The 26,147-nt window shown below is 41.1% G+C and carries 23 protein-coding genes; 9 read left to right on the plus strand and 14 right to left on the minus strand.

Features of this window, described 5'->3' with window-relative positions:
• Positions 1-11: 11 nt before the first annotated feature.
• Positions 12-2,006: a RagB/SusD family nutrient uptake outer membrane protein gene (locus E0E36_RS04340; RefSeq protein ID WP_130854856.1), complete on the plus strand. Its 1,995-nt coding sequence runs from the start codon at positions 12-14 to the stop codon at positions 2,004-2,006.
• An 85-nt stretch (positions 2,007-2,091) separates the two neighbouring features.
• Positions 2,092-2,955: a glycoside hydrolase family 16 protein gene (locus E0E36_RS04345; RefSeq protein ID WP_013664277.1), complete on the plus strand. Its 864-nt coding sequence runs from the start codon at positions 2,092-2,094 to the stop codon at positions 2,953-2,955.
• Between the two features lie 191 nt (positions 2,956-3,146).
• On the opposite strand, the gene E0E36_RS04350 is transcribed toward E0E36_RS04345, so the two are convergent.
• Positions 3,147-4,730 (minus strand): ABC-F family ATP-binding cassette domain-containing protein, encoded by a 1,584-nt coding sequence (locus E0E36_RS04350; RefSeq protein ID WP_130854857.1) that lies wholly within the window; start codon positions 4,728-4,730, stop codon positions 3,147-3,149.
• A gap of 241 nt (positions 4,731-4,971) precedes the next feature.
• Positions 4,972-5,640 (minus strand): NAD(P)H-dependent oxidoreductase, encoded by a 669-nt coding sequence (locus tag E0E36_RS04355; RefSeq protein WP_130854858.1) that lies wholly within the window; start codon positions 5,638-5,640, stop codon positions 4,972-4,974.
• A 117-nt stretch (positions 5,641-5,757) separates the two neighbouring features.
• Between E0E36_RS04355 and E0E36_RS04360 the strand changes: the two genes are divergently transcribed.
• From E0E36_RS04360 to E0E36_RS04385, 6 genes are all read left to right on the plus strand, one after another.
• Positions 5,758-6,129 (plus strand): winged helix-turn-helix transcriptional regulator, encoded by a 372-nt coding sequence (locus E0E36_RS04360; RefSeq protein ID WP_013664274.1) that lies wholly within the window; start codon positions 5,758-5,760, stop codon positions 6,127-6,129.
• A 59-nt stretch (positions 6,130-6,188) separates the two neighbouring features.
• The gene (locus tag E0E36_RS04365) at positions 6,189-6,788 is read left to right on the plus strand and encodes an RNA polymerase sigma factor (RefSeq protein ID WP_130854859.1); all 600 of its coding nucleotides are present in this window, start codon (positions 6,189-6,191) and stop codon (positions 6,786-6,788) included.
• Positions 6,789-6,856: 68 nt separating this feature from the next.
• The gene (locus tag E0E36_RS04370; protein ID WP_130854860.1) at positions 6,857-7,840 is read left to right on the plus strand and encodes a FecR family protein; all 984 of its coding nucleotides are present in this window, start codon (positions 6,857-6,859) and stop codon (positions 7,838-7,840) included.
• Positions 7,841-7,909: 69 nt separating this feature from the next.
• Positions 7,910-11,398, plus strand: a complete 3,489-nt coding sequence (locus E0E36_RS04375; RefSeq protein ID WP_130854861.1) for a SusC/RagA family TonB-linked outer membrane protein — start codon at positions 7,910-7,912, stop codon at positions 11,396-11,398.
• A 10-nt stretch (positions 11,399-11,408) separates the two neighbouring features.
• The gene (locus tag E0E36_RS04380; RefSeq protein WP_130854862.1) at positions 11,409-12,947 is read left to right on the plus strand and encodes a SusD/RagB family nutrient-binding outer membrane lipoprotein; all 1,539 of its coding nucleotides are present in this window, start codon (positions 11,409-11,411) and stop codon (positions 12,945-12,947) included.
• 9 nt (positions 12,948-12,956) lie between these two features.
• Positions 12,957-14,786: an alkaline phosphatase gene (locus E0E36_RS04385; protein WP_130854863.1), complete on the plus strand. Its 1,830-nt coding sequence runs from the start codon at positions 12,957-12,959 to the stop codon at positions 14,784-14,786.
• A 62-nt stretch (positions 14,787-14,848) separates the two neighbouring features.
• Here E0E36_RS04385 and E0E36_RS04390 read toward each other — a convergent pair whose 3' ends face one another.
• From E0E36_RS04390 to E0E36_RS28310, 5 genes are all read right to left on the minus strand, one after another.
• Entirely contained in the window at positions 14,849-15,577 is a 729-nt protein-coding gene (locus tag E0E36_RS04390; RefSeq protein WP_165446912.1) for a LytR/AlgR family response regulator transcription factor, read from the minus strand.
• Entirely contained in the window at positions 15,555-16,634 is a 1,080-nt protein-coding gene (locus E0E36_RS04395; RefSeq protein ID WP_130854865.1) for a sensor histidine kinase, read from the minus strand. Before E0E36_RS04395 ends, E0E36_RS04390 begins: the two co-directional genes overlap by 23 nt.
• 177 nt (positions 16,635-16,811) lie before the next feature.
• Positions 16,812-19,262: an FtsX-like permease family protein gene (locus E0E36_RS04400; RefSeq protein ID WP_130854866.1), complete on the minus strand. Its 2,451-nt coding sequence runs from the start codon at positions 19,260-19,262 to the stop codon at positions 16,812-16,814.
• Between the two features lie 194 nt (positions 19,263-19,456).
• Complete coding sequence (locus E0E36_RS04405) at positions 19,457-20,101, minus strand: hypothetical protein (protein ID WP_130854867.1); 645 nt, start codon at positions 20,099-20,101, stop codon at positions 19,457-19,459.
• 105 nt (positions 20,102-20,206) lie between these two features.
• Entirely contained in the window at positions 20,207-20,476 is a 270-nt protein-coding gene (locus E0E36_RS28310; protein WP_377476620.1) for a DUF6010 family protein, read from the minus strand.
• On the opposite strand from E0E36_RS28310, the gene E0E36_RS04410 reads away from it, so the two are divergent.
• On the plus strand, positions 20,455-21,063 hold the full coding sequence (locus E0E36_RS04410) for a very short patch repair endonuclease (protein ID WP_242627121.1): 609 nt from the start codon (positions 20,455-20,457) through the stop codon (positions 21,061-21,063). The genes E0E36_RS28310 and E0E36_RS04410 overlap by 22 nt on opposite strands.
• Positions 21,064-21,268: 205 nt before the next feature.
• Here the strand turns inward: E0E36_RS04410 and E0E36_RS04415 are convergent, their stop codons facing one another.
• From E0E36_RS04415 to E0E36_RS04445, 7 genes are all read right to left on the minus strand, one after another.
• Positions 21,269-21,835 carry a DUF4256 domain-containing protein gene (locus E0E36_RS04415; RefSeq protein ID WP_130854868.1) on the minus strand — a complete coding sequence of 189 codons (567 nt, stop codon included), beginning with the start codon at positions 21,833-21,835 and terminating at the stop codon, positions 21,269-21,271.
• A 74-nt stretch (positions 21,836-21,909) separates the two neighbouring features.
• Positions 21,910-22,509 carry a YdeI/OmpD-associated family protein gene (locus tag E0E36_RS04420; protein ID WP_013664262.1) on the minus strand — a complete coding sequence of 200 codons (600 nt, stop codon included), beginning with the start codon at positions 22,507-22,509 and terminating at the stop codon, positions 21,910-21,912.
• A gap of 50 nt (positions 22,510-22,559) precedes the next feature.
• Complete coding sequence (locus E0E36_RS04425; protein WP_130854869.1) at positions 22,560-22,964, minus strand: DoxX family protein; 405 nt, start codon at positions 22,962-22,964, stop codon at positions 22,560-22,562.
• Positions 22,961-23,437, minus strand: coding sequence for an SRPBCC domain-containing protein (locus E0E36_RS04430; RefSeq protein ID WP_130854870.1), 477 nt, complete (start codon positions 23,435-23,437; stop codon positions 22,961-22,963). The genes E0E36_RS04425 and E0E36_RS04430 overlap by 4 nt, the downstream gene beginning before the upstream one ends.
• 5 nt (positions 23,438-23,442) lie before the next feature.
• Positions 23,443-23,766: an ArsR/SmtB family transcription factor gene (locus E0E36_RS04435; protein ID WP_041387956.1), complete on the minus strand. Its 324-nt coding sequence runs from the start codon at positions 23,764-23,766 to the stop codon at positions 23,443-23,445.
• A gap of 135 nt (positions 23,767-23,901) precedes the next feature.
• Entirely contained in the window at positions 23,902-24,339 is a 438-nt protein-coding gene (locus E0E36_RS04440; RefSeq protein WP_013664258.1) for an NIPSNAP family protein, read from the minus strand.
• A gap of 49 nt (positions 24,340-24,388) precedes the next feature.
• The gene (locus E0E36_RS04445) at positions 24,389-26,017 is read right to left on the minus strand and encodes an arylsulfatase (protein ID WP_242627122.1); all 1,629 of its coding nucleotides are present in this window, start codon (positions 26,015-26,017) and stop codon (positions 24,389-24,391) included.
• Positions 26,018-26,147 lie beyond the last annotated feature (130 nt).

Consider the following 26,147-nt stretch of genomic DNA (forward strand, 5'->3'; position numbering starts at 1 on the left):
GTTAAACAAGCATGAAAACAAATAAATTTGATATAAAAATAACACTTCTCTGTTTTTTGACTATCCTAATCGTAGGATGTAATAAGCATTTGGATATTGCGCCGCAGGCAGCAGTATCGCCGGAGAACTATTTTAATGAAGAAAGCCATCTTAGTGCTTATACAATAGCGCGTTATCAAGATGTTTTCAGAACTACTGATGGATCAGGTGGTGCCGGGCTCTATTTAGATGATGCGACTACCGACAATATGACGAATCGAGGCAGCAATAACCGGTTTTTGCCAGGGCAATGGCGCGTAGGTGCTACAGGTGGTGGCTGGTCTTTTGGGACAATTTTTCAATTGAATTATTTTTTACAGACCGCCTTGGCAAAAGTAGAGGCAGGAGCGGTTATGGGCAATGTTAATAACATCAATCATTATATAGGCGAAGCATATTTAATGCGAGCATTTGTCTATTTCGGAAGGTTAATGGAAATGGGAGATTTTCCCATTATTACGGAGGTGCTACCCGATCAACAAGCTGCGTTGGTAGAAGCAAGCAAACGAAGGCCACGTAATGAGGTCGCGCGTTTTATTCTCAGTGATCTTGATAAGGCTGCCGAACTATTGTTAACCGTTCCTCCAGTTGGTGGGCGAACCCGGATATCAAAAGATCTGGCTTACTTAGTCAAGTCTAGAGTGGCATTATTTGAAGCAACATGGTTAAAATATCATCAGGGAACTGTTTTAGTACCTAACGGTCCGAATTGGCCTGGAGCGACTAAGGACTATAATAGAGGCTATCAATTTCCTACAGGAAGTATAACCAATGAGATTGATTTTTTCTTGGGAGAAGCAATGGCGGCAGCAAAGATTGTAGCAGATGCTCATGCCTTGACGGTTAATTCGATGCATATTAAACAAGGTGTTTCCGATCCTAGTAATCCTTATTTTGAGATGTTTAACTCTGAAAATCTCGCTGCGTATGATGAAGTGCTGCTGTGGAGAGATTTTGATTTGACATTAGGTGTTGTACAATATTGGAATCACTATATATACTATGGTAATGGCTACGGATATACCCGTCAGTTTGTTGATAATTTTTTGATGGGAAATGGTTTGCCTATATATGCTGCCGCTTCCGGGTATGAGGGTGACGATTTTGTGGGTAATGTAAAAGTAAATAGAGACTGGAGGCTTAAGTTATTTATGCGTGCTCCGGGGGAAACCAAAGCGTTTATAAACCTACCCACGGGATCCTCACCGGAAGTGGAGCCAACGGTTCCTAATATAGACCTTGCTAGCAGGTTTTTGGAGGGTACAGGTTATTCTATCAAAAAAGGTTTGTCTTATGACAATAATATGCAATCTATCGTTGGGCGTGATGTGACTGCCATCGTATGTTTTAGAGCTGCGGAGGCTTATCTTAATTACATTGAAGCTTGCTTTGAGAAGAATGGTGGGCTTGATGGTAGCGCTGTTAGTTATTGGCAAGCTATAAGAAATCGAGCTGGAGTAAATCCCGATTTCAATGTAACTGTCGCGGCAACGGATATGAGTAAAGAAGGATTGAACGACTGGGGTGCATATTCGCATGGTAACTTAATAAACCCTACACTTTATAATATACGCCGTGAAAGAAGAGCTGAACTCATGGTAGAGGGGCTACGTTATATGGATTTGATACGTTGGCGGGCAATGGATCAGCTAAACGGGTTTAAGATAGAGGGAATCAAGGTTTGGGGACCAATGAAGGATATATATGGCAGTAGATTAAAATATGGAGGAACGACTACCAATACGGTCTCTGATCCGTCGCTGAGCCGTTATCTCAGGGTACATCAAATATCGCCTAACAATCAGTTCTATAATGGGTATTTTTTCACAGAAGCACATTATTTAAGTCCTATCGCTACCGAGCATTTTCTGATTTCTTCGTCCGATGGTCAGTCAACGGAGACCTCACCTATTTATCAAAATCCGGGATGGCCCGTTACAGCTGGCGCGGGGCCTATTGGCTATTAAAATAAGAACTCCGCCAAATAGATTTTTAAATTTAGTACTAATAATAAACTGGTAACGATAAACCAAGATACAAAACTGACATAGAATGAATAATTATATAGAACTTTTAGCCATCATATTTACAATTAGTTTTTCCTCTGTTTTTGCGCAACGTGTCGTAAATGATCATGTAGGAAAATATGAAAAGGAGGGATACCATCTAGTTTGGTCGGACGAGTTTGACCAGACCGGAGTACCCGATACGGCTAACTGGAAATTCGAGGAAGGCTTTGTCAGGAACAAAGAGAAACAGTGGTATCAAAAAGACAACGCTTGGTGCGATGGCGGGTTATTGATTATTGAAGCACGTAAAGAAGACAAAGCCAATCCGAATTATAATGCGGATAGCAAGCAATGGAGCGAAAGCAGATCAAAAATAACGCATACTTCTTCCTCAATCAATACCCGCGGTTTGCATAGCTGGCAATATGGCCGTTTTGAAATGAGAGGACGAATTAATATCAGTGCCGGACTTTGGCCTGCTTTTTGGACTTTAGGCATTTCAAAGCAATGGCCATCTAATGGTGAGATTGATATCATGGAATACTACAAAGGTAATATCCTTGCCAATATTGCTTGCGGCACCGATCAGCCCTACCAGGCGAAATGGTATAGTAAAACAAAAGCGGTAAAAGAATTAGGGGGCAAAAAGTGGGCATCAGAATTCCACGTGTGGCGAATGGATTGGGATGAAGAAGCAATTGCTTTATACGTAGACGATATCCTATTGAATAAGGTTCCATTGGACGAATTGGTGAATCGAGATGGCTCGGGCTTTAACCCATTTAAGCAGCCTCATTATATCCTGCTGAATCTGGCGATGGGCGGGATCAATGGAGGAGATTTAGGAAATACCCAATTCCCTAATCGTTTTGTAGTCGATTATGTACGAGTTTATCAAAAAAAGTGAATTTATCGCTTCACGATAAAAGATAAAGCAACATCATGGCGGTGCCCGACTTGAAATGTTGAAGCGATATCTTAGCTTTATTGGCTTCGGTATTGATACAGGCGGATTCGTGCTAAATAGATTTAATAAATGAACGAATAATTTATTCGGTTAGGCTTAAAAGATAAAACCAGCCACCTGTGGACCGCCGCCTATAAATAAATCGTTCGCTCAATGCCGATCTGCTCCAAAAAGTAGGTATCGTGTGATACTACAATCAGCGTGCCCCTATACTCCTTGATCGCTATGGTTAATATCTCAATATTTTGGATGTCCAGGTTATTGGTTGGCTCATCAAGTATAATTACATCCGGAGAATTGTTGCCTAGATTAAGGCAACACAGTATCAATCGCATCCTTTCGCCACCACTTAAGGTGCTACAAGGCTTGTTCCAATCATCTTTTGTAAATAAAAAGCGATTGAGACGAACCTTAACTTCGTGCTCCTCGAGGGCAGCTTCGTTATATCTTTGTGCTTGTTCATATACCGTGAGCTCATTCCGGATTAGTGAGTAATCTTGATCTATGTAAATTGCCTTGTTGATCGCTCGCCAAGTGTTACCCAAAGAAGGACTTAATTGTCCCAAAATAATATTGATTAAAGTCGTTTTTCCTGAACCATTCGAACCCGCTAGGTTAATGCGCTCCCCGCTGGCGATCTGAAAGCTTAAATTTTTTCTCCAAAGTTGATGCTCCTTGTAAGCGAAGTTGATATCGACGGCCGTAAATAGTAATTTACCTTTATGCAGCACAGAATCTTCGAAACCAAGCTTTATTTTATCTAGGTCGGCTACAGCCGAACGTAAGGTGTGTAACTCTTGCGAAATACCGTCGATTTTCTCTGTGTGTACGCTTTTAATTTTGGAACTGCTCTTCTCCGCATTGTTTCTTAATGTATTCATCATAATGCGCGCAATACCTGCTTTTTCCTGTTTCTTCTTTCCACGCGCATCCAATTTCTGTTGTCTTTCTATAGTTTCCCGTTCGCGCTCTTTAGCTTTACGTAGCGCTTTCTCCTTACTTTTGATATCCTGATTTAACGCTATCGTTTCTGTATTCTTCTGATCGATATAAAAATCGTAATTCCCTCCGTATACAGCGATACCTTGTTTATTCAATTCGCAAACCGTATTCAACAAGTTCAATAGTGTTCTGTCATGGCTTACTATAAGCAGCGTGCTCGAAGTGGATTCGATAAACTCATAAAGTAATTTTCGACTTACAGCATCTAAATGATTGCTGGGTTCGTCGAGCAGTATGAAATCTGGTTGGTGAATGGAGATTCCTGCTAGGAAAACTTTTGTTCGCTGTCCGCCACTTAAAGTATCCATCCCTTGTTCCAAGTTTAAGTCTTTGAGCTGCCAGCGATCCAAAGCCTCTCTACAACGTTCATCGATGGTCCAGTCGTCAGCTAACAAATCCATCAGTTCTTCCGTAGCTCGCCCTTCTAGTATCTCTCTTAAGGCATGTAGTTTTTCTTCGACACGCAAAGCCTGGGCAATAGTCAGGTGATTGAATTGTCCAAAGATCTGAGGAACGTAATAAGGTCTTGTGACCGTCATCACCTCTCCGGTAGCTTTCAGTTCGCCGCTGATAATTTTAAGTAACGTAGATTTTCCGGAACCGTTATTACCGATCAAGGCGATTTTATCGTGATTGTTTACCGTCAGATTAATGTTATCAAACAGCAATTCTTTGTCCGGATGTATATAGGAAACATTTCGTAGGATAAGCATGAATTTCTTTCTTAAAGGGTACAAGCATAGACCTGGTTGCTATTATTGGCAACGCATGTTCATTTGTTATTGAAAGAAATTAAATCCTACATTTAATGCCTTGTATGGTTTATGATGCAAATATATAATTTTTGTAATGACTATAAAAGTACATTCTTTCTAAGCCAAAGTGTCATGCCGGAAAAATAACCCTGATCTAGCCTGATTGAGCAAAAAGATCGCGTGAAGGCTTGGACGTGTCTTAGTATTCTCCAACCGAGATAGCTTGCTCTTCGAAAATTTGAATTAGTCGTTCACTCCAGATTTCAAGTTCACGCTCACGATCCGCTGGCGATAACCTTGCAGGGCCGTAGACGACGTGAGGAGACAGTACCTCGAAACCGGTAAATTCAAAAATCCCCCGATGAAGCGGACGCAGGATTCCTGCAAGATCCCCGTTAAAACCACCTTTTAGATAATCGCTCTTACCGCCGCCTGTAGTAAGCGATAGTAAAGCCTTTTTATTACTAAAGACGCCCTTTTCATAAATGCGACCGTTCCCATAGAAGCGTCCCATAGCAAATACACGGTCCACCCATCCCTTTAAAATAGCAGGTACACTAAACCACCAAAGCGGAAATTGCCAGATCATCAAGTCACACCATTCAACCTTTTGTTGTTCTGCCTCAATGTCGTCAGCAAAGCCGTTTGTTTTCGTGGCATGGACTTCCTCTAATTGCTGTTTATAAAATTCCGGATTGTGAACGCTGACAAAATTGCTTCGATCTGAGATAGCGTTAAAACACATTTCGTATAAATCAGATACCTTTACTTCATGCCCAGCTTTGGTAAGGGTATCGATGGCCATTTTAAACAAGGCTCCGTTCATGCTTTGAGGTTCCGGATGTGCATATACAATGAGAATTTTCATACAAATAATATTTATGTTTTAATAAAGCGTCGACAAAATTATTGGCTGATCCTTATATTTGCCAGTATGCAGCCCTTTGTATGAGGCACACAAAATTGTAAGTAATGAGTTTGCATAATGAGTAAGAGAAAGCCTACATCCACCAATAGCATTAACCGAGAAAAGTTGATAGACTTTTGCGGGATGATGTATGCGGTTGATATGTTGGGAGGACGATGGAAGCTGATCATTCTATATAAACTTGAAAAAAAGACACTACGTTTTAGTGAGCTAAAAAAAATTATTCCCGGCATTACCGATCGTATGTTGACTTTGCATTTACAGGAACTGGAAAGAGATGGATTGGTCGAACGTACAGTTTACGCAGAGGTCCCGCCTCGGGTCGACTATCGACTCACAGCAAGCGCGCAAGCGCTTATCCCCATTTGGCAACAACTCGAACAATGGGGAGTGGCGCACAAACAATGCAGAGAAGAACGAGATTCTTAGCTTAAGATTTAACGTTACCATAATATAGACCCCTTATCTTTGCTATAAGAGTTAATTGAATGCAACCTGTCCTGGAAACATGCGAAAAGGCCTTAATCGAAAGCATGCGGAACGATGACGCCGCTGCTTTTGAGCAGCTCTTCGAACGATATTGGGAGCATCTTTATCAGCGAGCTTATTATAGGCTCCGAAGACGGGAACTGGCCGAAGACCTTGTACAAGATGTTTTTGCTGATTTTTGGATTCAACGGCACAATTTACAGATTCAAAGCGATCTCGGAGGCTATCTCGGCGCTATGCTTAAATATAAAATTATTCGTTGGGCAAGCCAACAAGAACGCGAGGAGGAATTGCATGCGCACTTATTTCAGCGAATGGAAGAGATCGAAGACGGCGTTATTAGTCTTCTAGAAGTTGCATCCCTACAACAAACCATAAATGAGGCAGTGCGAGCCTTTCCGGAGAACATGCGGAGCGTTTTTCTGCTGCGTATGCAAGACTATACGATAGGTGAGATAGCCGAAGCATTGCAACTAGCCGACCAAACCATTCGAAACAACCACACGGAAGCACTGCGACGGTTGAAAACCAAACTCATTGAGTCGCATCCCCATTTGCCTATTTATTCTTTACTGACAATCCTGTTTACAAAAACTTAACAATTTAACCATCTTTTCTTGAAGTATAGATCGTGCACTTTATACACTATAGTATAAAATCAGCAGGTGTGAAATTTAGTGTATATAAAGATTTATTGAAAAGATATCATGCAGGTGAGAGCACCAAAGTGGAGCGGCAGCTTGTAGACATATGGTACGATTCATTTGAAGAGGAGAGAGCGGTGGCGGAAGTTCGCCCCGGCGAAGAAGAAAAGTTACGTGTAAAAGAACGTTTGAGAAAACATATTGACGCGAATAAGCAGGAAGAGCCAAAGCTTAAACGTAATAAGCAAAAACGTCTTGCACCGTGGTTGAGAGTCGCGGCGGCAGTTATCATGCTGATCCTCGGAATCACTTGGTTCAAGCCTACTGATTTTGGTCTACCGTCCCGTAAATACCGTACCAAAGAGCCGATTGTAATGCACTTTTCTACCAACTCGGGAGAATATAAAACAGTAAAACTTTCGGACGGCTCTGTCGTGACGTTAAATGCTAATTCGTCATTGGTGTTGAAAGATGGTTATGGAGAAAAACAACGTTTTGTTCAGTTGCGAGGGGAGGCATTTTTTGAAATCCGGCCACTTGCTGATCGCCCTTTCTGGGTACAAACGGATGAGTTGTTTATACAGGTTTTAGGTACATCTTTTAACGTAAAAGCGTATGATTACAGGCCTAAAGCAGAAATAACAGTTAGCACCGGTCGTGTACAGGTAAGCAGTGAAAATAAGGGGCAATCATTGCTATTGCATAGAGGTGACGGATATATATATGATCGGGCAAATAAGCAATTCAGAAAGAAAGCTGTTCCCGCTACGCTGGCTTGGCGCGGCGGGTCAATATCCTTAGCGCAGGTGTCTTTTTCAGAGCTGGCGCTGTGTTTTCGCGATGTCTATGGGATATCCTTGATCAGTACCGACGCAACTGTGCTAAATCATCGGTACACGCTCAAACTGAAGTATGAACGGAGTGCTTCACAAACATTGGAGATTATCTGCCATATGTTGAACAAACAATACAGAAAGGAGGCGAATGGATCCTTGAATATCTTCTAATACATTAAGGATAGCTTCCGTAAAGGAAGTAATATCAATCAATCTTTAAAAATTCAACCCTTAACTCAAATGAAATTAATACGCTGGCGCTTTAAATTGCCAATACTACAATCGCTCGCATTGCTAGTTAATATGTGCGCGGTAATTACAATGGCTTCGGCAAATAAACCCGAACAAGGACTTGAGAAGCGAATCCATCTCTCTTTTAATAAAGTAAATGCTTATACACTGCTGAAGGAAATCGAACGAAAGGCATCTGTCGATTTTGCATTTACAGAAGACGTCCAACTGGAAAAGTTGGTTTTCAGTCACATACATTATCAAAATAGTAAACTATCCGAAATACTGTCTGATCTATTTAAAGCAGAAAAAATTGTTTTTGAAGAACAAGCCGGCACTATCTCACTTCGCCGTGTTCAACAGGGATTAGCCGTTAACGGGCAAGTGCGTGATGCTACTAGCGGTAGTCCTGTCATCGGCGCAAATATACAGGTGAAGGGCACATCTCAGCGAGCGACTACCGATCATAATGGTCATTATCAATTGCAAGTTCCAACTTCACAAAGCGTACTTGTTTTTAGTTATATTGGTTATCGGTCACATGAAGTAACTGTCAATGGGCAGGCCCGAATCGACGTGACTTTGCAAGAAGATAACAACCCTTTGAACGAGGTGGTTGTTACTGCCTTAGGAATATCGAGGGAAGCAAAATCGATTGGTTTTTCTCAGCAGAAAGTAGAAGGCCAAACTATTCAAGAATCTCACGAAACAAATTTGCTTAATACCTTGAATGGAAGAGTGGCAGGTGTGCGCATCACCAATTCGAGTGGCGGAATTGGCTCCTCCGCCAACATACAAATTCGTGGACAAAATTTTGTGAGTGGTTACAATTATAATAACTCGCCCTTATTTGTTGTAGACGGCGTTCCGATCAGTAACAATAATGAGCAGTCGACCAGGGCTTATACTGGAAGGCAAGATTTTAATAATCCGAATTTCACTGCCGGAGAAGGAGAAGTAGATTATGGAAATGCGGCGGGAGAACTTGACCCCAATGATATTGAGAGCATAACCGTTTTAAAAGGACCAAATGCTGCGGCGCTTTATGGTTCGCGTGCAGCAAACGGAGTTGTATTAATTACTACCAAGTCGGGCAAGGGAACAAAGGGTGTTGGCGTTAGTTTCAATTCGCAAGCGAGCGCAGAGGCTCCACTTAAATTACCGGACTATCAGTACGAATATGGCCAGGGCCGCGATGGCGAATATAGCTATGTAGACGGCATGGGAGGCGGCTTAAACGATAATGTGATGGAAAACTGGGGGCCACGCCTGAATGGCCAGCTAATTCCGCAATTTGACTCACCAATCGATCCAGCTACAGGGCAGCGTATACCTACCCCCTTTATTGCCTATCCAAATCAATTGAAAGACTTTTTTCAAACAGGACAAACTTTCACTAATAATTTAGCTATAGCGGGAAGTAATGAAAAGTTAAATTTCCGATTTTCTTATACAAATACCTCTCAGCGCGGAATTGTACCGAATACCGATTTAAGTCGTAATGCTGTTGGGTTAAATGCAGGTTATGCTATTACTCCTAAGTTAAAAATAGATGTGAATATGAACTATGTTAATTCAGGAAGTGATAACCGCGCAAGTTATGGTGCCAAGAATGAGGATGCCATCATGAAAATCTTCCTATATATGCCTCGAAATGTAAACATAAATAGCTTGCGTAATTATTGGGCAGATGGTTCATTGCGAACGAGGCAACTTTCGCCCATTTGGGGTTTAAACAGCAGTCGATTAAACAATCCTTATTTTGTTGCTTACGAAAATCTAAACGGTAACAACCGTGATCGGGTTTACGGTAATGTAAAGTTTACCTATAACTTCTTGCCGAACTTAAGTCTCATGCTGCGTACCGGTCGTGATTTCTATAATGATAAGCGTACGATGCGTCATGCTGTGTCATCGGCACAATATGTTAATGGATATTATCAGGAAGATGATGTTTATTTTCTTGAAACGAATCATGATGCCTTACTTTCTTATCATACCAAGATCAACGACGATTTTAGCGTAAATGCATCCTTGGGAGGGAATTTGATGAATCAGGAATCAAAACGGCTCGGTGCTATTGTAGATCGTCTATCAATTCCCAATGTGTACAACCTGACGAATAACGCTTCTCCCATTGTGGCAGGTAATATTCGTCAACAAAAAAAAATAAATTCAGTTTATGGAACTGCTCAGGTTGGCTATAAAGACGCTCTTTTTTTAGATCTCACCGGGAGAAACGACTGGTCAAGTGCATTACCAAAACAAAATAGATCTTATTTCTATCCATCGGCATCCCTCAGTTTGGTGGCAACTGAACTTTTCGGTTGGCGTAGCGACGCCTTAAGCTATTTAAAACTTCGCAGTAGCCTTTCTTCGGTAAGGCGAGATCTCGAGCCCTACCAGACGATGCCAAATTTCCAGGTTACACAGGGATGGAATGGTGAGACGGTTGCTGTACACAATAATAATTATCCCAATCCGGACATTCGGCCCGAGAAAGTTAGCTCATATGAATTTGGTTTTGATTCGAGATTTTTCAATAACCGCTTGGGGATCGACTTTACTTATTATAGAAGCACTACCACCGATCTGATTATTCCCGTTACGCTAAACCCTTCGGCAGGATACGATACGAAGTTAATGAATGTAGGTAAAATGAAGAATAATGGTGTTGAACTAATGATAGATGTAACCCCCATAAGAACGAATCAATTTAGTTGGAACGTAAATGTGAACTTTGGGCTAAATAGAAACCGAGTGCTCTACTTGGCGGAAGATTTAGGCATTTCGCGTATCCGTCAGCTTGAGCGTTGGGCATCTTTGGAAATGCGTACCGAAAATACAAAAGGTGATGGTTCTTTTGGCTCTCTGTACGGTGATTACCTGATTTATCAGAACGGTACACTGACGCATCGTAACGGTTTACCCCAAGAAGAAAATGGCGACTGGGGATACTTGGGTAATGTAAATCCTGATTATACCGGAGGGATTACTAACCAATTTTCCTATCGCAATTTTGACCTCAGCTTCCTCTTCGGATTTCAGAAAGGAGGTGTTGTACATTCACGTACTTATATTGAGGGAATCAATAGTGGCTCTTTGAAGGAATCCTTAGTAAATCGGGATGCAAATGGTGGTGGTACAATGATTGGTGAAGGGGTTGATATTGATACGGGCGAACCGAACGATACAGAAGTTACGGTGCGTAACTATTGGCGAGCTTACTATAACAATGACCGTATTGCCACTTTTGATGCTTCTTATATAAAACTGAGGGAGGTGAAAATTACATACCGACTGCCCGAAAAATTATTGAAGCGTACACCGATAAGACAGGCAAGCTTTTCGCTAGTGGGACGTAACCTTGTCCTATGGTCGGACGTGCCCAACATTGATCCTGAAGTATCCGGTTACGATGGCCAATTTCAGGGTTTAGAAGCCTTTTCACTTCCTTCACTACGTAGCTTTGGCGCTGCGTTAAATATTAACTTTTAGAGAAAGCACCATGAAGAAGTTGATCTATTTTTCACTGTCGATCCTTTTACTCATTTTTGGATCGTGTAAAGACTTTGAAGCAATTAACATTAATCCTAATAATCCGGATATTGTACCTCCTGAAATGCTATTACCCCCCATACTCAGTGGTGCTGTTAGCACCATGACTGCCAGTGGAGGCAGTAGGGCCGGACAATTTGTTCAGCATATTGCCTATTTGGGCGGAACAAGTGAGGAGGATGGCCGGTACAATCTGACGGGAGCCTCTTTTCGTGAGGAATGGAACGGCGCGATGCGTCTGATTAAAGATGTGAATCAGCTACGTTTACTTGCACAGGAGAATCAATTGCCGCATTATGAAGCGGTTGCCTTGATTTGCAAGGTTTATATTTTATCGATCATGAGCGACGCCTATGGGGATATACCTTATGACGAAGCTGGAAAAGGGGATGTGGCAGGATTGGAATTTCCACATTATCAATCGCAGCAGGAGGTATATGGACTAATGCTTAACGATCTGGAGCAAGCCAATCAATTACTAAAAGGCATAGATCCCTCATTGACTATCAATCGCGATATCCTATATTATGGAAACACCGGTGCTTGGCGTAAATTCGCCAACTCTTTAAAAATCCGTATATTGATGCGCCAATCGCAAAAAGCAGATGTCGCAGCTGCGGTAAGCGCCATTTTTAATAATCCTTCGGAATATCCAATATTCGAAAAAGTGGAAGATCAAGCTACATTAGTTTATAATAATAATGCCGATTTATACCGGTGGTTTATTCTTAATCCGCCGGCAGATGGTAGTGGTGTAAACTTCGATGGGAACGATCGTGTAAGCGAAACGATGGTAGATATGTTGCAGAAAGTGGCCGACCCTCGGATGAAAATTTATGTAGCCCCGACAAAAAATTCCTATAACGCCCATCGTAGTAACTCTACTGTTCCTTATGTTTATCGTGGACAGCGGGTTGGGTTGAGTTCATTGGAGCAGAACGCTTTGTACCAGCAAACAGGCCTCAATAAAGATGATTATTCCGTATTGGGTAAACGAATAAGAAAAGAAAATAGGGCCTTCCTCTTCACTTATAGTGAACTTCTGTTTTTAAAAGCAGAGGCAATCGTGAGAAATATGGGGGTGCAGGGAGATGCGGCGGCTGTTTATTTAGAGGGGATAGCCGCTTCATTGGCTAAATGGCCACAAGTAGGTCAGGCATCCAACGAGGAAACGCCTTATATCAGCCAAGCGGAGACAACGGGTTTCTTAAGGCGTACCGATATAGCACTTCGGGAAGAAACAGCTTTGCAACAGATCGCCGAGCAGCAATGGATAGATGCTTTTTTAAATGGCTATGAGGCTTGGGCTTCTTGGAGACGTACCGGTTATCCACAGTTAAAGCCCGGACCATCGGTATTGGCACCTATTCCTGTTCGATATGTGTATTCGGATAATGAACAAAATAACCCCAATCTGATTCAATGGGTAAATGACACAATGGGAGGTAACATGCCTACTCATAATACAAAAGTTTGGTTTCAACCATAAAAGTATTAGATGAATATAAGAAAATGGATATGTGCGTGCAGCTTGGCAAGTAGCGGGCTGTTTGCGCACGCACAGCAGTACACGGTTAACAAAAACGCGCATTCGCACAACGATTATTTACAAGCACAGCCTTTTTATACAGCTTATGCGAATCGTTTTGCTTCCATCGAAATAGACGTGTTTCTGAAAAATGATTCACTTTATGTAGCACACGAAGAGGAGGAGATTAAACCCGGACACACCATTCAGAATCTCTATCTAAAGCCCTTATTGCAACAGATATCTTTGCATAATGGTAAGGTATACCCTGAAGGTGGGCAACTACAATTTTTGATCGACTTAAAAACAGATGGAGAGCCTACCTTGAAAGCATTGGAGCGCCAACTTGCGCCCATTCGGGCTTATTTTGATGTAAACCGAAATCCGGATGCCGTGCGTTTAGTAATTAGTGGTGATATGCCTAAGCCGGAGCGTTTCGGGGCCTTTGATCCAATATTTTACTTTGATGGCCGTACACAGCTTCGCTATAGCGATGAACAGCTTAAACGAGTCGCATTCTATAGTGCACCTTTTCAGTCTTTCAGTGTTTGGAACGGTTTGGGAAGAATAACTGAGCCGGAGCGGAACAAAGTAAAGCATTTTATCGATTCGGTGCATGCAGTTGGTAAACCCGTACGCTTCTGGGGCTGTCCCGACACCAAAACGGCCTGGCAGGCCTTTATAAAATTGGGAGTAGATTACCTAAATACCGATTCACCGAATATTCTGGCTAGCTTTTTAAATAGATACGAGGTGAATAGTTATACCCGTAAAAATAAGCATGAAATATATCGGCCAAGCTATAAGCAGGATGGTACGAAAGGAAAGGTGAAGCGGGTCATTTTGCTTATCAGCGACGGAGCAGGTTTCAACCAGCAATGGGCAGCAGCGACCATCAATGGTGGCCAATTGAATATGACACAGTTTAAGCATATTGGTTTTCAGAACACTGCACCGGCGGATGATTACAACACTGATTCCGCAGCAGGTGCGACAGCTTTTGCTACGGGTGAAAAAACAAAAAATCGCTACATCGGTAACGATAGTACCGGCAAAGCTTTGCCCAATTTACCGGAGAAGTTGAATAACATACATATACCAAGTGCTATTCTCACAAACGATCGACTTCCCGGCGCAACACCCGCCTCTTTCTTTGCACATCAAAGCGAGCGCGACTATTCGACAGCCATCGCTTATGATATCCTTAAAAGCCCTGTAAAGCTATTTGTAGGTGGCAGCCACCCAAGCTTAGTCGCAGACAGCGCTAAACTGAAACAGCAATTAATGACAAAAGGTACCGTTATTTGTACCGACCTACGTGAGCTAAATACCGTTTCCGGCGAGCAGCTTATTTGTCTGGCCCAAGATGATCCTTCCAGGGGTTATCATATGTTGGAAGATGCATTTGACGATGCCTTGGCTCTAATGGAAAAGCGGCATGATCGTTTTTTTATGATGGTTGAAGGCGCTAAAATTGACGGGGGTGGACACAGCAATAAGATTGCACAATGTATTGAGGAATATCTAAGCTTTGATAGGATATTGGGAAAGGCCTTGCAATATGCCGATAAAAATGAGGGAACACTGGTAGTGGTGACCTCTGATCATGAAACAGGCGGATTGGTATTGGTAGATGGTAACTATGAGAAGGGCTTTGTACTCGGTGAGTTCGTTACCAATGACCATACCGGTGCCCCTATTCCTGTATACAGTTATGGCCCCGGAGCCGCTAGGTTTACTGGTTTTATGCAAAACAGCGATATCGGGAAGCGCATTTTTGAACTACTCTCCGCTAAATAATCCATTCTTTACCCCACTCTATGAGCAGGAGTGGGGTATTGATATTTAAACTAATAGGAGTGCTAGTTGCGTCGCTTAGAAATCAATAAACTTTGGTTGACTTTTTCAGATAATATTTTTCGATAGCCGGGACTTGCTAAAATTGTCAATTCATTGCCAAGTAAAATCTTATTGCCTTCAATCGACTTAATATTTTTTGGATTGACGATAATAGACTTATGCACCCTGACAAAATCATATGGCTTTAAGTATTCCTCTGCTTCAGTTAAGGTTATATAAGTCATATAGCTTTCAGTAGGTGTATAAATGGTGATATAATTGGCCGTCGACTCGATGTACAGAATTTTGTCTATTAAAACACGGATCAACTTACCCTTTATATCGCTTTTAATAAAGAAGTAATTTTCTTTTTTGCTTGGCTGTTGGGTACTCTGCTTAAGTTTTTGATAACGCGATACCGCTTTTAAAAATCGTTCGTATCCAAAAGGTTTAGCAATGTAGTCGATGACGTCACGATCAAATGCTTCTAAACCGTATTGCGTGTGAGCTGTAGTAAAGACAATATGCGTATAGTCTTTAATTAAATTGGCTAATTCCAAACCTGATATTTCAGGCATGTTAATGTCAAGAAAGGTGATGTCGGCCCTGATTTCATTTTGTTGAAATTTTTGTAAAGCTTCCAAGGGATTTAATGAGGATCCCAATAATTCAAGGGTGGGCGTTTTGTTTATGAATTTGCTTAGCAGGCTTACAGAAGCTGCTTCATCATCAACTACATAACAACGTATCATGCGCATATCTAGTTTTGAGCTCAATCAAGAAGTCATGAACTCTGTTTTCAATGGATAGGCTAAAACGGTCATTGTAAAAGCTTTGCAGTCTTTCGCGCGCATTTGAAATGCCGACGAAAGTCCCCTGAACAGGCATATGTGTACGTTTTTTATTCCAGGTTTTAAATACAAGTTCACCATGTTCGGCAATTACGTAAACAATACCGGGAGCCTGGTGGTCCGTTAAATCGCCATGTTTATACATGTTCTCCACAAAGGTAGTAAACAAAAGAGGAAGAATTTTTAATTCATTCAGGTCATAGTCTACCAAATTGATTTCTAGGGTGATATTTAACTTGCCATTGGTTCTTATGTGGTTTATTCTAATGAGATTTCGGATGTTCTCCAGTTCCATCTGAAGCGGTACCTCATGGTCATCATCTGTTTTCTGCAAGGTATAGCGCATGATCTCCGACAAGAGCAAAACTGCCTCGCCTGCTTTTTCTGATACGCCTTCTACTGCATCATAGATGAAGTTCATGGTGTTGAAAATGAAATGCGGTTCAATTTGCGTACGCAGTTTAGCATTTTGTGATTTTATTAATTTCATTTTCAGTTCTGCCTGTTTTTGCTCATTTTCAGCACGTTCTTGTTCTAATTTCGCTACTTGTCGGTGCTTCTGCAGCGCATTAATAAAAATCCAATATACTGTGCTCAGCATTATAAAGAAAAGGGCGCGATAACTATGTTTAATCAATAGGGTTTCGAAATTATAACGGCCGCTGTTTTCAGTATCGACTCCTAAATAAAGGAAAAGTGTCTGAATTGTATAATAGGCGATGATTTCGATCGGTATAAGGAAAAACAGCCAGTATTTGTTTTTTCTGGTTAATACCCAATGGGCATGGAAATAAAATAATGCGATAGCGAGACTATACGAACACAAAGCTCTGCCAAGCGTTAACCCCACCTTCAACGCCACTATAAAACTTACCTCATAAGCGATCAGGATAAACCAGCCTACGATATGCCAAAGCACCACTTTTCTCTTGCGCAAAAAATCTGTTGCAAAAATCATTTTAGGTGTCCGATGTTTATTGAAATGCAAATTTCCATTGGCATCGATGCCAATTTACATAAAATTGCTAAAACAAGCTGACAATATCCACTGACAGCTCAAAGATAGGCCCCGTCGGGTAAGGAGAGGTGTTACCCGAGGTGATTACATAGATTTAGGCGAGGCAATTAAATATAGTCATTCATTCCTTAAACTATCTACCGGATTGACAAGGGCTGCACGGATGGCCTGCCAACTAACCGTCAGCAAAGCGATGGTGATTGCCGAAGCGGCTGCTACCACAAACATCCACCATTCAATATTAATTTTATAGACAAAGTTTTCTAACCATTTATTCATCGCCCACCAGGCAACGGGCGACGCCACAATTAGGGCAATTACTACAAGCTTTATAAAATCCTTCGATAACATGGTTACTATGCCCATGGCCGTTGCACCTAACACTTTTCGTATGCCAATTTCCTTTGTGCGCTGGAAAGCAGTCAACGTAACCAAGCCAAATAAGCCAAGACAACTGATGAAGAGTGTTATCGCCATCGCTAGGTTAATAAGTTTAGCAATTTGCCTTTCTTGTTTGTACATGGCCTCGATTGTTTCATCATAAAAGGTGTATCGAAAACCTTCAGGTGGATAGAAGTTACGCCACTGATGTTCAATTGCTTTAAGCGTTGCTTGCCATTGATCCGTATTCTCTGTATCTAATTTAATATTCAATGTAGACAGGCTTGACTTGTCTGACATCATGACCAAAGGCTCTATTGAAGTATAAAAATCTTGTGTATGAAAGTCTTTCACGACACCTACAATAGCATGTTTGGTGTTGCCTAACTGATTGATCATTTTACCGAGAGCCTCTTTGGGAGAAGGAAAGCCAAAAGCCTTAACAGCGGCCTCGTTAATCACAAATTCGCTGATCGTATCAGAAGGAAGTATATTTCTTCCTGCAACGAGTTGCATTTGATAAAGTCGGAGGTACGCTGTATCTATGTTCTTTTTAAACATTTTTATCATGTTTAAGTCTTTGCCATCCACTGCAGTCTGGAAAGGACTGGACGAATACCCGGAGGAAAGGGGCGGGATACCTAAGGCTACAGATTTGATGCCTGGTTGTTTGCGTAGTTCAGAGAACAACGTAAATTGCTTATTGCTATAACGAGCATCACCAAGATATTTCCAGGGTATATCAATCAGCACGATGGCTTCTTTATTAAATCCCATGTCTGCTTTCAACGTATGGCGCAATTGTGCGCCGACAATAATGGTACAGATAATAAACACCATGGCAATGGCAAACTGAAATATAATTAATGCCTGTTGTAAGCTGAATCGCGAGCCCGAGCGGATCACAGTGAAGGAATTTTTAAACACTTCCACTGTTTTTACCCTCGTGATAAGCCAGCTTGGATAAAGGCCCGCTAAACATGTTATTAGTATTATAATGATGCATACGAATAGCGGGAATACATGAGGTTCGCCGCTAAAGGTAACTCCTGTAGGAATAAGCTCCTTTAATATTGAAAATCCGATTTTGCCGAAAGCAAACGCCAATATCGACGCTATAAATGTAGTCAACAGCGTTTCCACTAAAAATTGGTTCATCAAATGCCATTTACTGCTTCCCAAGGTCTTTCGCACTCCTATTTCCTTTCCCCGTTGCGGCATTTGGGCAACGCTTGTATTGATATAGTTGATGCAGGCAAGTATCAATAAAAAAACACCGATGCCTACTAGTCCAAACATGACCGGTTTACTGGTTTTACTAATACCATAATCGCTTACATCAGTTGCAAAATGCACCTCTTGTATAGGTAATAATTCATACGATTTGGTTTTCTTTAATTCACTTCCCCGTTCATCTGCAAAAGCTTTCCAATGTCTTTTATCAAGCTCGTTAATCTGCTTGAGCTTGGCGATTACATTTGCATCTTTTTTGAATTGTAGATAAAGACGATCACCTCCATTTGTGTTTGTCCACATGTAGCTTTCATAAACTTTTCCAGGCAGGGCAATCATTTCCTCCGCGATAAATTCGGAAGGTTTATTAAAATCGGATACGATGCCGGTTACCGTTCGTTGTACAGTATCCCGCCCATAATAAGTAATCGTTTGATGTAACATATCTTCCGGTTTTGCATTTGGAAAATATTCCTTTGCACGACGCTCGGTAAGGACAACACTTTTTGGATCTGTTAAGGCCGTTACTTTGTCGCCTGCTAACCAATTATAGGGCAACATTTGAAAGTATTGGTTATTCGTTGCTGCGACATGCTGTGGGTCCTCTAATGTAAACTTTTCTCCATTCCGCTGCGTTTCCGCGCGATTAATTCCCTGAAAGAATACGGGAACTACGTGCTCCAATCCGGTAATTTCTTCCTGGATTCCTTGGTATAAGGGTGCCGCCACGCCCCCCATTTTTGAAGTTTTATCTTCAGAAACGAAAGAGGAAATAACTTTGTAGATATGTTCCTTGTTAGGGAGTTGTGCATCATAGCTGAATTCGTAACCAATAATACGATATATAATCCAGCAAGCGGAGATGCTGATACACAGGCCGAAAACATTTAAAGTAGTAAAAAGGCGATTGCGCCATAAATGGCGCAGGGCAATTTTCAGGGTATTATTGATCATTTTACAAATAAATCTGCCTACTGGTTCAACACCATCGCATTAAAAGTAGGGGTGTAACCGATACCTACCAAGAAGCTTGCCACCTTTAAAAGCGCATTTTTTTTGTGTTTGCTAACGATTTTAATTCTCTATCACTGTTCGATTATGAACACTGGCGTTCGAAAATGATCATAATTTAAATTTGGAGTAGTTAATCACAGTCTTCTATATTCCGTACGTAAAGCACCGATAGACCATTCGATATTTCCGTTTTTCAATCGACGTATCGTATTGGGATTACCCATGTAAAACCATTCAAAAAAACGCTTATTATAGCGTATTTCAGTGCTATCGAGTTTTGTTTTAAGAAAGTACTGGTCGTCTTGCTTCGAAATTTCAATGGAATCCGGATTGGTTGTTTTTATGTCAATCCATTTACCTACGAAGAAGCTTGGATCATAAAATTCGTTTATCTTTTTTTTGCGCTCAGTTGCCACCGCTTCAGATATTTTGGAAAGTTCGTTTGACATACCGGCGATATCTATTTGCAGGCGCTTGCTTTCACTTAGATAACGTGCTTTCACATCGACCAAATTACCGGTAGGCATCGGTAGTTTGGCAAGGATAGATTTTCCCTCCCGATCAAACATAGCCGGTAATTCAGTCTGTTCACCATTAACATTCATCACGATATAAAGCCTCCCATTTTTTTGCTTAATTTCTGTCGGTATCGCCAACTCATCGCCCGGGTCTAGCCAAAAGCCTATATATTTTTCCGGATCCTTGCCGTTCGAACAGGCGGCGTGAAAAAAAATGATCAACGATAAAAGATGGAAGATAAACAATTTGTGTGATGCCATTAGTGCTCGGTTTATATGTTCTACTGAAGTAACGCGCTACTTAGCAAACGGTTTTAAAAATTGCCATAAATGCCTTCCAATAATAAAATGATACATGCGATAACGTTATTGGAGTTCTACAAATGTTCTCTTTTTGAAAAGCTCGAAAACGGAGGGAGCGCTCATAAAGAACCAGATAGCGAGCACTGGATCGCATACGGCACACCCTGCTGATGAGCTTGGTGACATAGGGACAATGGGATTTCCGTAAAAATGATGGAGCAAGTCGTAAATAGTATGAACTAGCCGTCTAATAGCAATGTAATTGTAATTCTTAAGTCCTTTATATGACAGAAAAATCATGACGATACCTAATGGAAATTCAAGAAGGCCCAAGCCCCCGCTCCAGTAAGTGGCACCAGCGATTCTTACGCATGTACATTGTAATAGACAGCCTTAAAACAAGCCTCATTAAAGAGTGTTATCTTTGTGTTATGGTATTTCATCCCGCAGGCGAAGATCCCATTAAGGTGCCACGTTTTGAAGAGGCGGCCGGCTTTTATACTACGAAGCAGCGTAGTTACAACATGTCGCGTGTGAAAGGCAAAAACTCTAAACCGGAGTTGACGCTGCGTCGTGCGCTTTGGGCCAAAAATCTGCGTTTTAGATTACATGATAAGGCCTTACCCGGCAAACCCGATATCGTTATAAAAAAATACAAATTGGCAATTTTTGTTGACGGTGAATTTTGGCATGGTTATAATTGGGAAAAGAACAAACATCAAATTAAAAGCAACAAGGCATTCTGGATACCCAAAATTGAACGTAACATGCAGAAAGACCGTATCAATCATGAAAAGCTTAGAGAAATGGGCTATACTGTTTTTCGTTTTTGGTCAGACGAAGTGAAAAGAAATCTACCACGGGTTGTCAATCAGATTATGCTTTATGTAGAAACGGCCAGAGAGATTAAAATACCTTGATCCGAGTAATTCAATTTATGAGTTTACGGTTACAAGACGCAGATGGTATTCCTCGCGGATTTTAATCTTAGTGATACCAATTTAAAAAGATAAACGTTAAAATAATATATTAAATATTTATATGTACTTGTTTCGAACCCCGGCTAGTGCCGGGGTTTATTTTGTTTAGTTTTGTTTAGGTCTAATATTTGCCCTCTAAATCAAATTAGATCCTAAGCGAACCACGAAAACCCCTAGCAGCATAATAAGAGTCGGCACCATTGTGATATACAAAGACATGGTCATACCGACGATCGCAAAAAAGAGCACCGCCAAGTTTTCGAATATTTTCGGGTGTTATTATCCAGCTGGATGTCTTCATGTCGAACTTTCCAAGCTCCTGTAAGGAGCGATACTGTTCTTCCGTTAACATTTCAATACCCATTTCAGCAGCCATATCCATCGCGCTATTTTTCGGTTTATGTTCTTTTCTTGAATCCAGTGCGACGCGGTCATAGCAAATGCTTCGACGCCCCTTTGGGCTTTCCGCTGAACAATCAAAAAAGATGTATTCATCTGTAGTTTGATCTAAGCCGACAACGTCCGGTTCACCTTCGGTCACTTCCATTTCATGTAGAGACCAGAGCTTTTCAGGATTTCCCTCCAATCGTGCCTGTATTTTTGTCCAGTCAAGATTCTTATGACGTTGCATATTTTTTTCAAAGCGCATTTTCAATGTCTTGAATAGCTCTTCAGATTGCTCTTTAGACAACCTCTTTGTATTATTTGCCATATTATTTTTGCTTTGTTATTCAGTTCAATTAAGATGATTTAGTTTACGACTTCAGAAAGCATCAAACCAACATATTAATCGTTTAATCCTTTTCCCTCCAGTATTAGTGGTATACACTTTTCAATCCTCGCTTCTCTTGTCTTCGCCTGTTTAGGCTGAGAAAAATGAAAGATATAGGCTCTTTGCCGGCCTGGCGTCAATGCTTCAAATGCAGCTTTCAAAACCGGTGTTTTATTTAGCTTATGCAGAAATTCGTCCGGGATTGTAAAATCCGCAGTCTTTTTGAAATTTACTTTCAATCCTGCTTTTTCTACTTCAATCGCTTCATAGATGTAAGCCTTTATGAGGGCTTCCATCTCGATTATCTGTTGCACATGCGTGAATCGGATTTGGCGCGCTGCCTGCACATTTTCTGTTTGCTGAATTAAGATGCCGTTGATGTCCTGCAAGAGAGCTCCTTTGAAAAACAGAAGGGCGCAATATTCTTTAAATCCGTGGATTAAAACGATGTTTCTTTCTTGGTTATCAGGAGAAGTGTTTCGGAACGTGTAACAAGGATTACCCCACTTCAGTTCTTCGCTTAGCTGACAGTCAAGTATAATCGTTCTTAGTCTTTTAAATGCGTTTTGCCACTTTTGTTCCTCATTGAAGAAGAAATCAACTTTAGGATTCATGTTTTTTTTAGTTTTTTAATAGTCTGCGGTAGCATACTAGGTCTATTCGATTATCGGTTAGCTGTGACAAGCGTTCTCTCCGCCGGTCTGAAATACCAAGATATTACCGTTAAAACTAAAAGAAGTAGCGGCGGAAATATTTCTTTCACCGGATCGCCGGATGCTATGTGAGAAAATATCGCTCCCGACATAGCAAAGAAAAAACCTGCATAAGCCCATTCCTTTAATAAAGCAAATCTAGGAATAAGCACCGTTACAACACCTAAAATTTTCCAAATACCTATTATTGTTAATAAATAGATCGGATAGCCTAAATGTAATGTCACATCGACCTCCTCTTTTATTTTCATTAATTGGACAATTCCGGTCGAAAGCATTCCCAATGAAAGCCAAAGTGTAGCAATCCAATAAGTAATTTTTCGTGCTTTGCCAGCGGAGCGATTTAGCATATTCATCTTTCTTGTTTTAATTTGTTTACCATGTTTTGTAGACGGTTATGTGCCATGTTAATGTCTTGGGCAAAAGGTAACTTTAGCATTTCGTCGCGAAGAGCTACCGATCTAAATATTGTGTGTATCGTGAGTTTGCTTGTGTCGACCGTAAGTTGTTCAAATTCCAGAAACTCAAGTTGAACGTCAAAAGGTGCATTTTCCATTTCGAATGTCCGTATGATTTTTTGGTTTGGAATAAACGCGTGGATTGTTCCGTTGGCCCGAAAAAGAACGTTTCCCTGCTCATCTCTTGTTTCGAATTGCCAACTACCATGCTTTTTACCTTCAAGTTTTAGTACATTCGTTCCCATCCACTGTTTAACAATTTCAGGCTCTACATGAGCCTTAAAAAGAAGTTCTAGAGGTAAATCAAATTCTCTCGTAATCATTAATTCCTGCTTACCATCTACGGCATGCACCTGCGTCTTATATTTCATAATTCTTATTGATCTATTTTGTAGTTTTTCATAATATGCTCGAGCTTGTCGAATCGATCCTCCCATAATTGCCTGAATTGTTCAATAAAATCCGCAATTTCTTTCATCTTTCGAGGGTTTAAGTGATAGTAAATCTCTCTTCCATTTTGCTCTTGAGCAAGCAATTCGCACGCTGTAAGTATTTGAAGATGTTTGGAAACGGTCGGCCTGGCGGTATCAAAGTTGGAAGCGATGGTGCCTGCAGTCATCGATTGCGAAGCAAGCAATAAAAGTATAGCCCTTCTGGTTGGATCAGCTATGGCTTGGAATACGTCTCTTCTTAAGTTCATCATGTAGCTATTTGACTACAAATATATGTGTAGTTATTTAGCTACGCAATTTTTTTAAAAGAAATTCTCAATTATCTTTTAGCCGGTACTGCACACTTAGGTTGCCCTAATGCAGGGAATATCCTTTAGTATTGATCAGTTGCCACGAGTGAAGTGGTTGGATAAACCGGAGGTAGGGAAATAAGGGACAGAATTCATTCTTATATCTTCAATTTCGCCGACCATAACACCATGCGTTTTTCCCGTTTCCTGTTTAATGTTTTTCCATTCTTCATCTGCCATGAATTTACTCCAAGAGCTTTCCATCGTTTGCGTATCAGGCCATTCTAATAAATAGATAAATTTAGTTTTATCATCAGTTTTAGCTTCCCACATACCTAAAATATGAAAGTTATAAGACTTCATGATACGCAGCGCATGATCGTTAAATCTTTTATGAAATGCGTCTTTATTATGATCAAAAATCTCATAGATTCTTAATTGATGAATCTTTTTTGATGTTGTTTGCTCGGGTTGCTGGGCGTAGCCCGTTGCCGTAAAAAGAATCAGCGTAAAAAAAATTAAGAAGTTCATAAAGTCACTTTTTGATACATGAAAGATACAAATTGTAGGCGAGTATAAATTATTTTATTGTTTCGCTTTTCGCTTTTTCATAATCATAGAACCACTTCACTCCTTTATCCCATGCTTCGGCGCCTACACGCTTAAACCACGATTCATATTGTTGTTTTAAGCGCCCGGCCACTTCCGGTTCTTCCAATATCAAGTTGTGCAATTCGGTGCGGTCGGCTTGTAGATCATAGAGTTGCCATGTTTCAGGCCACTCGGCAACAAGCTTCCATCTGCCATTTAGTACAGCCTTATTCCCTTCGTGTTCCCAAAAGATGGGCTGCGATCTTTTAAGTCTTTGACCAGCTAAGACAGGTTTTAAACTAATCCCTTCAGGCGGTAAAATTGCCTTTCCTTTCCAGCTGTTCGGGTAGTCGGCCCTGCCGATCTCAGCGAGCGTTGCTAGTATGTCTACAATATGCGCAGATTGCCGCTCAAACGCTCCATTTCGCGAGGTAGGAATGCCATTTGGCCAGGAAATAATGGCAGGAGAAGAAATCCCTCCCTCATGGGTATGATGCTTATATGACCAAAATGGTGTACAGGCAGCTTCCGCCCACCCTTGTCCTAAAAACACGGTCGACTGTGAGGATCCAGGATCAGGGCCTTCGTACTTAGCTTCATAGCCCGGTTCTGCGTTTCCTCCATTATCGGATATAAAAAGAATCAGTGTGTTGTCCAATACACCCCTTTTTTCCAGTCCCGATACCAAATCACCAATACTTTTATCAAGATGCGTTATTACAGCGGCGTAAATAGCCATGATGTGATCATACTTTTCTTTTTCTTTCTTACTGAGGGTTTCCCATTTAGGTACATTAGGGTTGAATGGTGGCAATTTCCAAGACGGATCAATCAACCCAAGTTTCTTTTGTTTTTCATAGCGTTCCCGTCGTAATGCGTCCCAACCTTTCATATATTTACCTTTAAATTTTTCAATTTCAGCAGCCGGAGCCTGTAATGGAAAGTGGGGAGCATTGTGCGCCAGATATAATAAGAAGGGCTTTTTTTCTGAAATAGCTTCATCAATGAAGCGCAATCCATAGTCTGTCCATAAGTCGGTTGAGTACCAGTTCTTGGGTAATTCTTTAGCGTTATTGTCTAATGCACGGCCATTTAAAAAAAGTTTTGCGTTCTTTCCGTTACCGTAGTAAAAACCACCTGCCGGTGCATTCAGTGAACGATCGAAGCCTCTCTTCCAGGGAACTACGCCATGAGGCTGGCCGACATGCCATTTGCCGGTCATAGCGGTAAAATAGCCTGCGTTTTTCAATAATTCGGCGATGGTGATTGTGTGATCATTCAGCTGTCCGCGATATCCCGGATGTTCAGGCCCTTTGTCGTCCATCATGTGCCCAATACCGGCTTGGTGAGCGTAAACGCCTGTAAGCAAAGTCGCACGAGAAGGGCAACAGCGAGCAGTATTATAGAAATTGGTAAAGCGGATACCTCGTTTAGCTAAATTATCCAGGTTTGGTGTTGGAATTTCACTTCCATAACACCCTAAGTCGGCATATCCTAAATCGTCTGCCAAGATCACAATAATATTCGGACGATCTTGCGCAAGCGTTCTAAAATAAGATAGCAAAAAAGTCAAGACAAGAAGTGGTATTATATGATTTATTTTCGGTTTTCTTTTCATGTTATTTGTGGCTTTTGAGGCATTCGTGATACTTACTACTATAGCCGATGAAACTTATTTGCAGGTAAAAATAATAAATACACCTACATGAAATTACGAAAGAAAGATACTTATTATGTGAATAAATTGT

This window comes from Olivibacter jilunii (genome assembly GCF_900607235.1).
Taxonomy (GTDB): Bacteria; Bacteroidota; Bacteroidia; order Sphingobacteriales; family Sphingobacteriaceae; genus Olivibacter; species Olivibacter oleidegradans.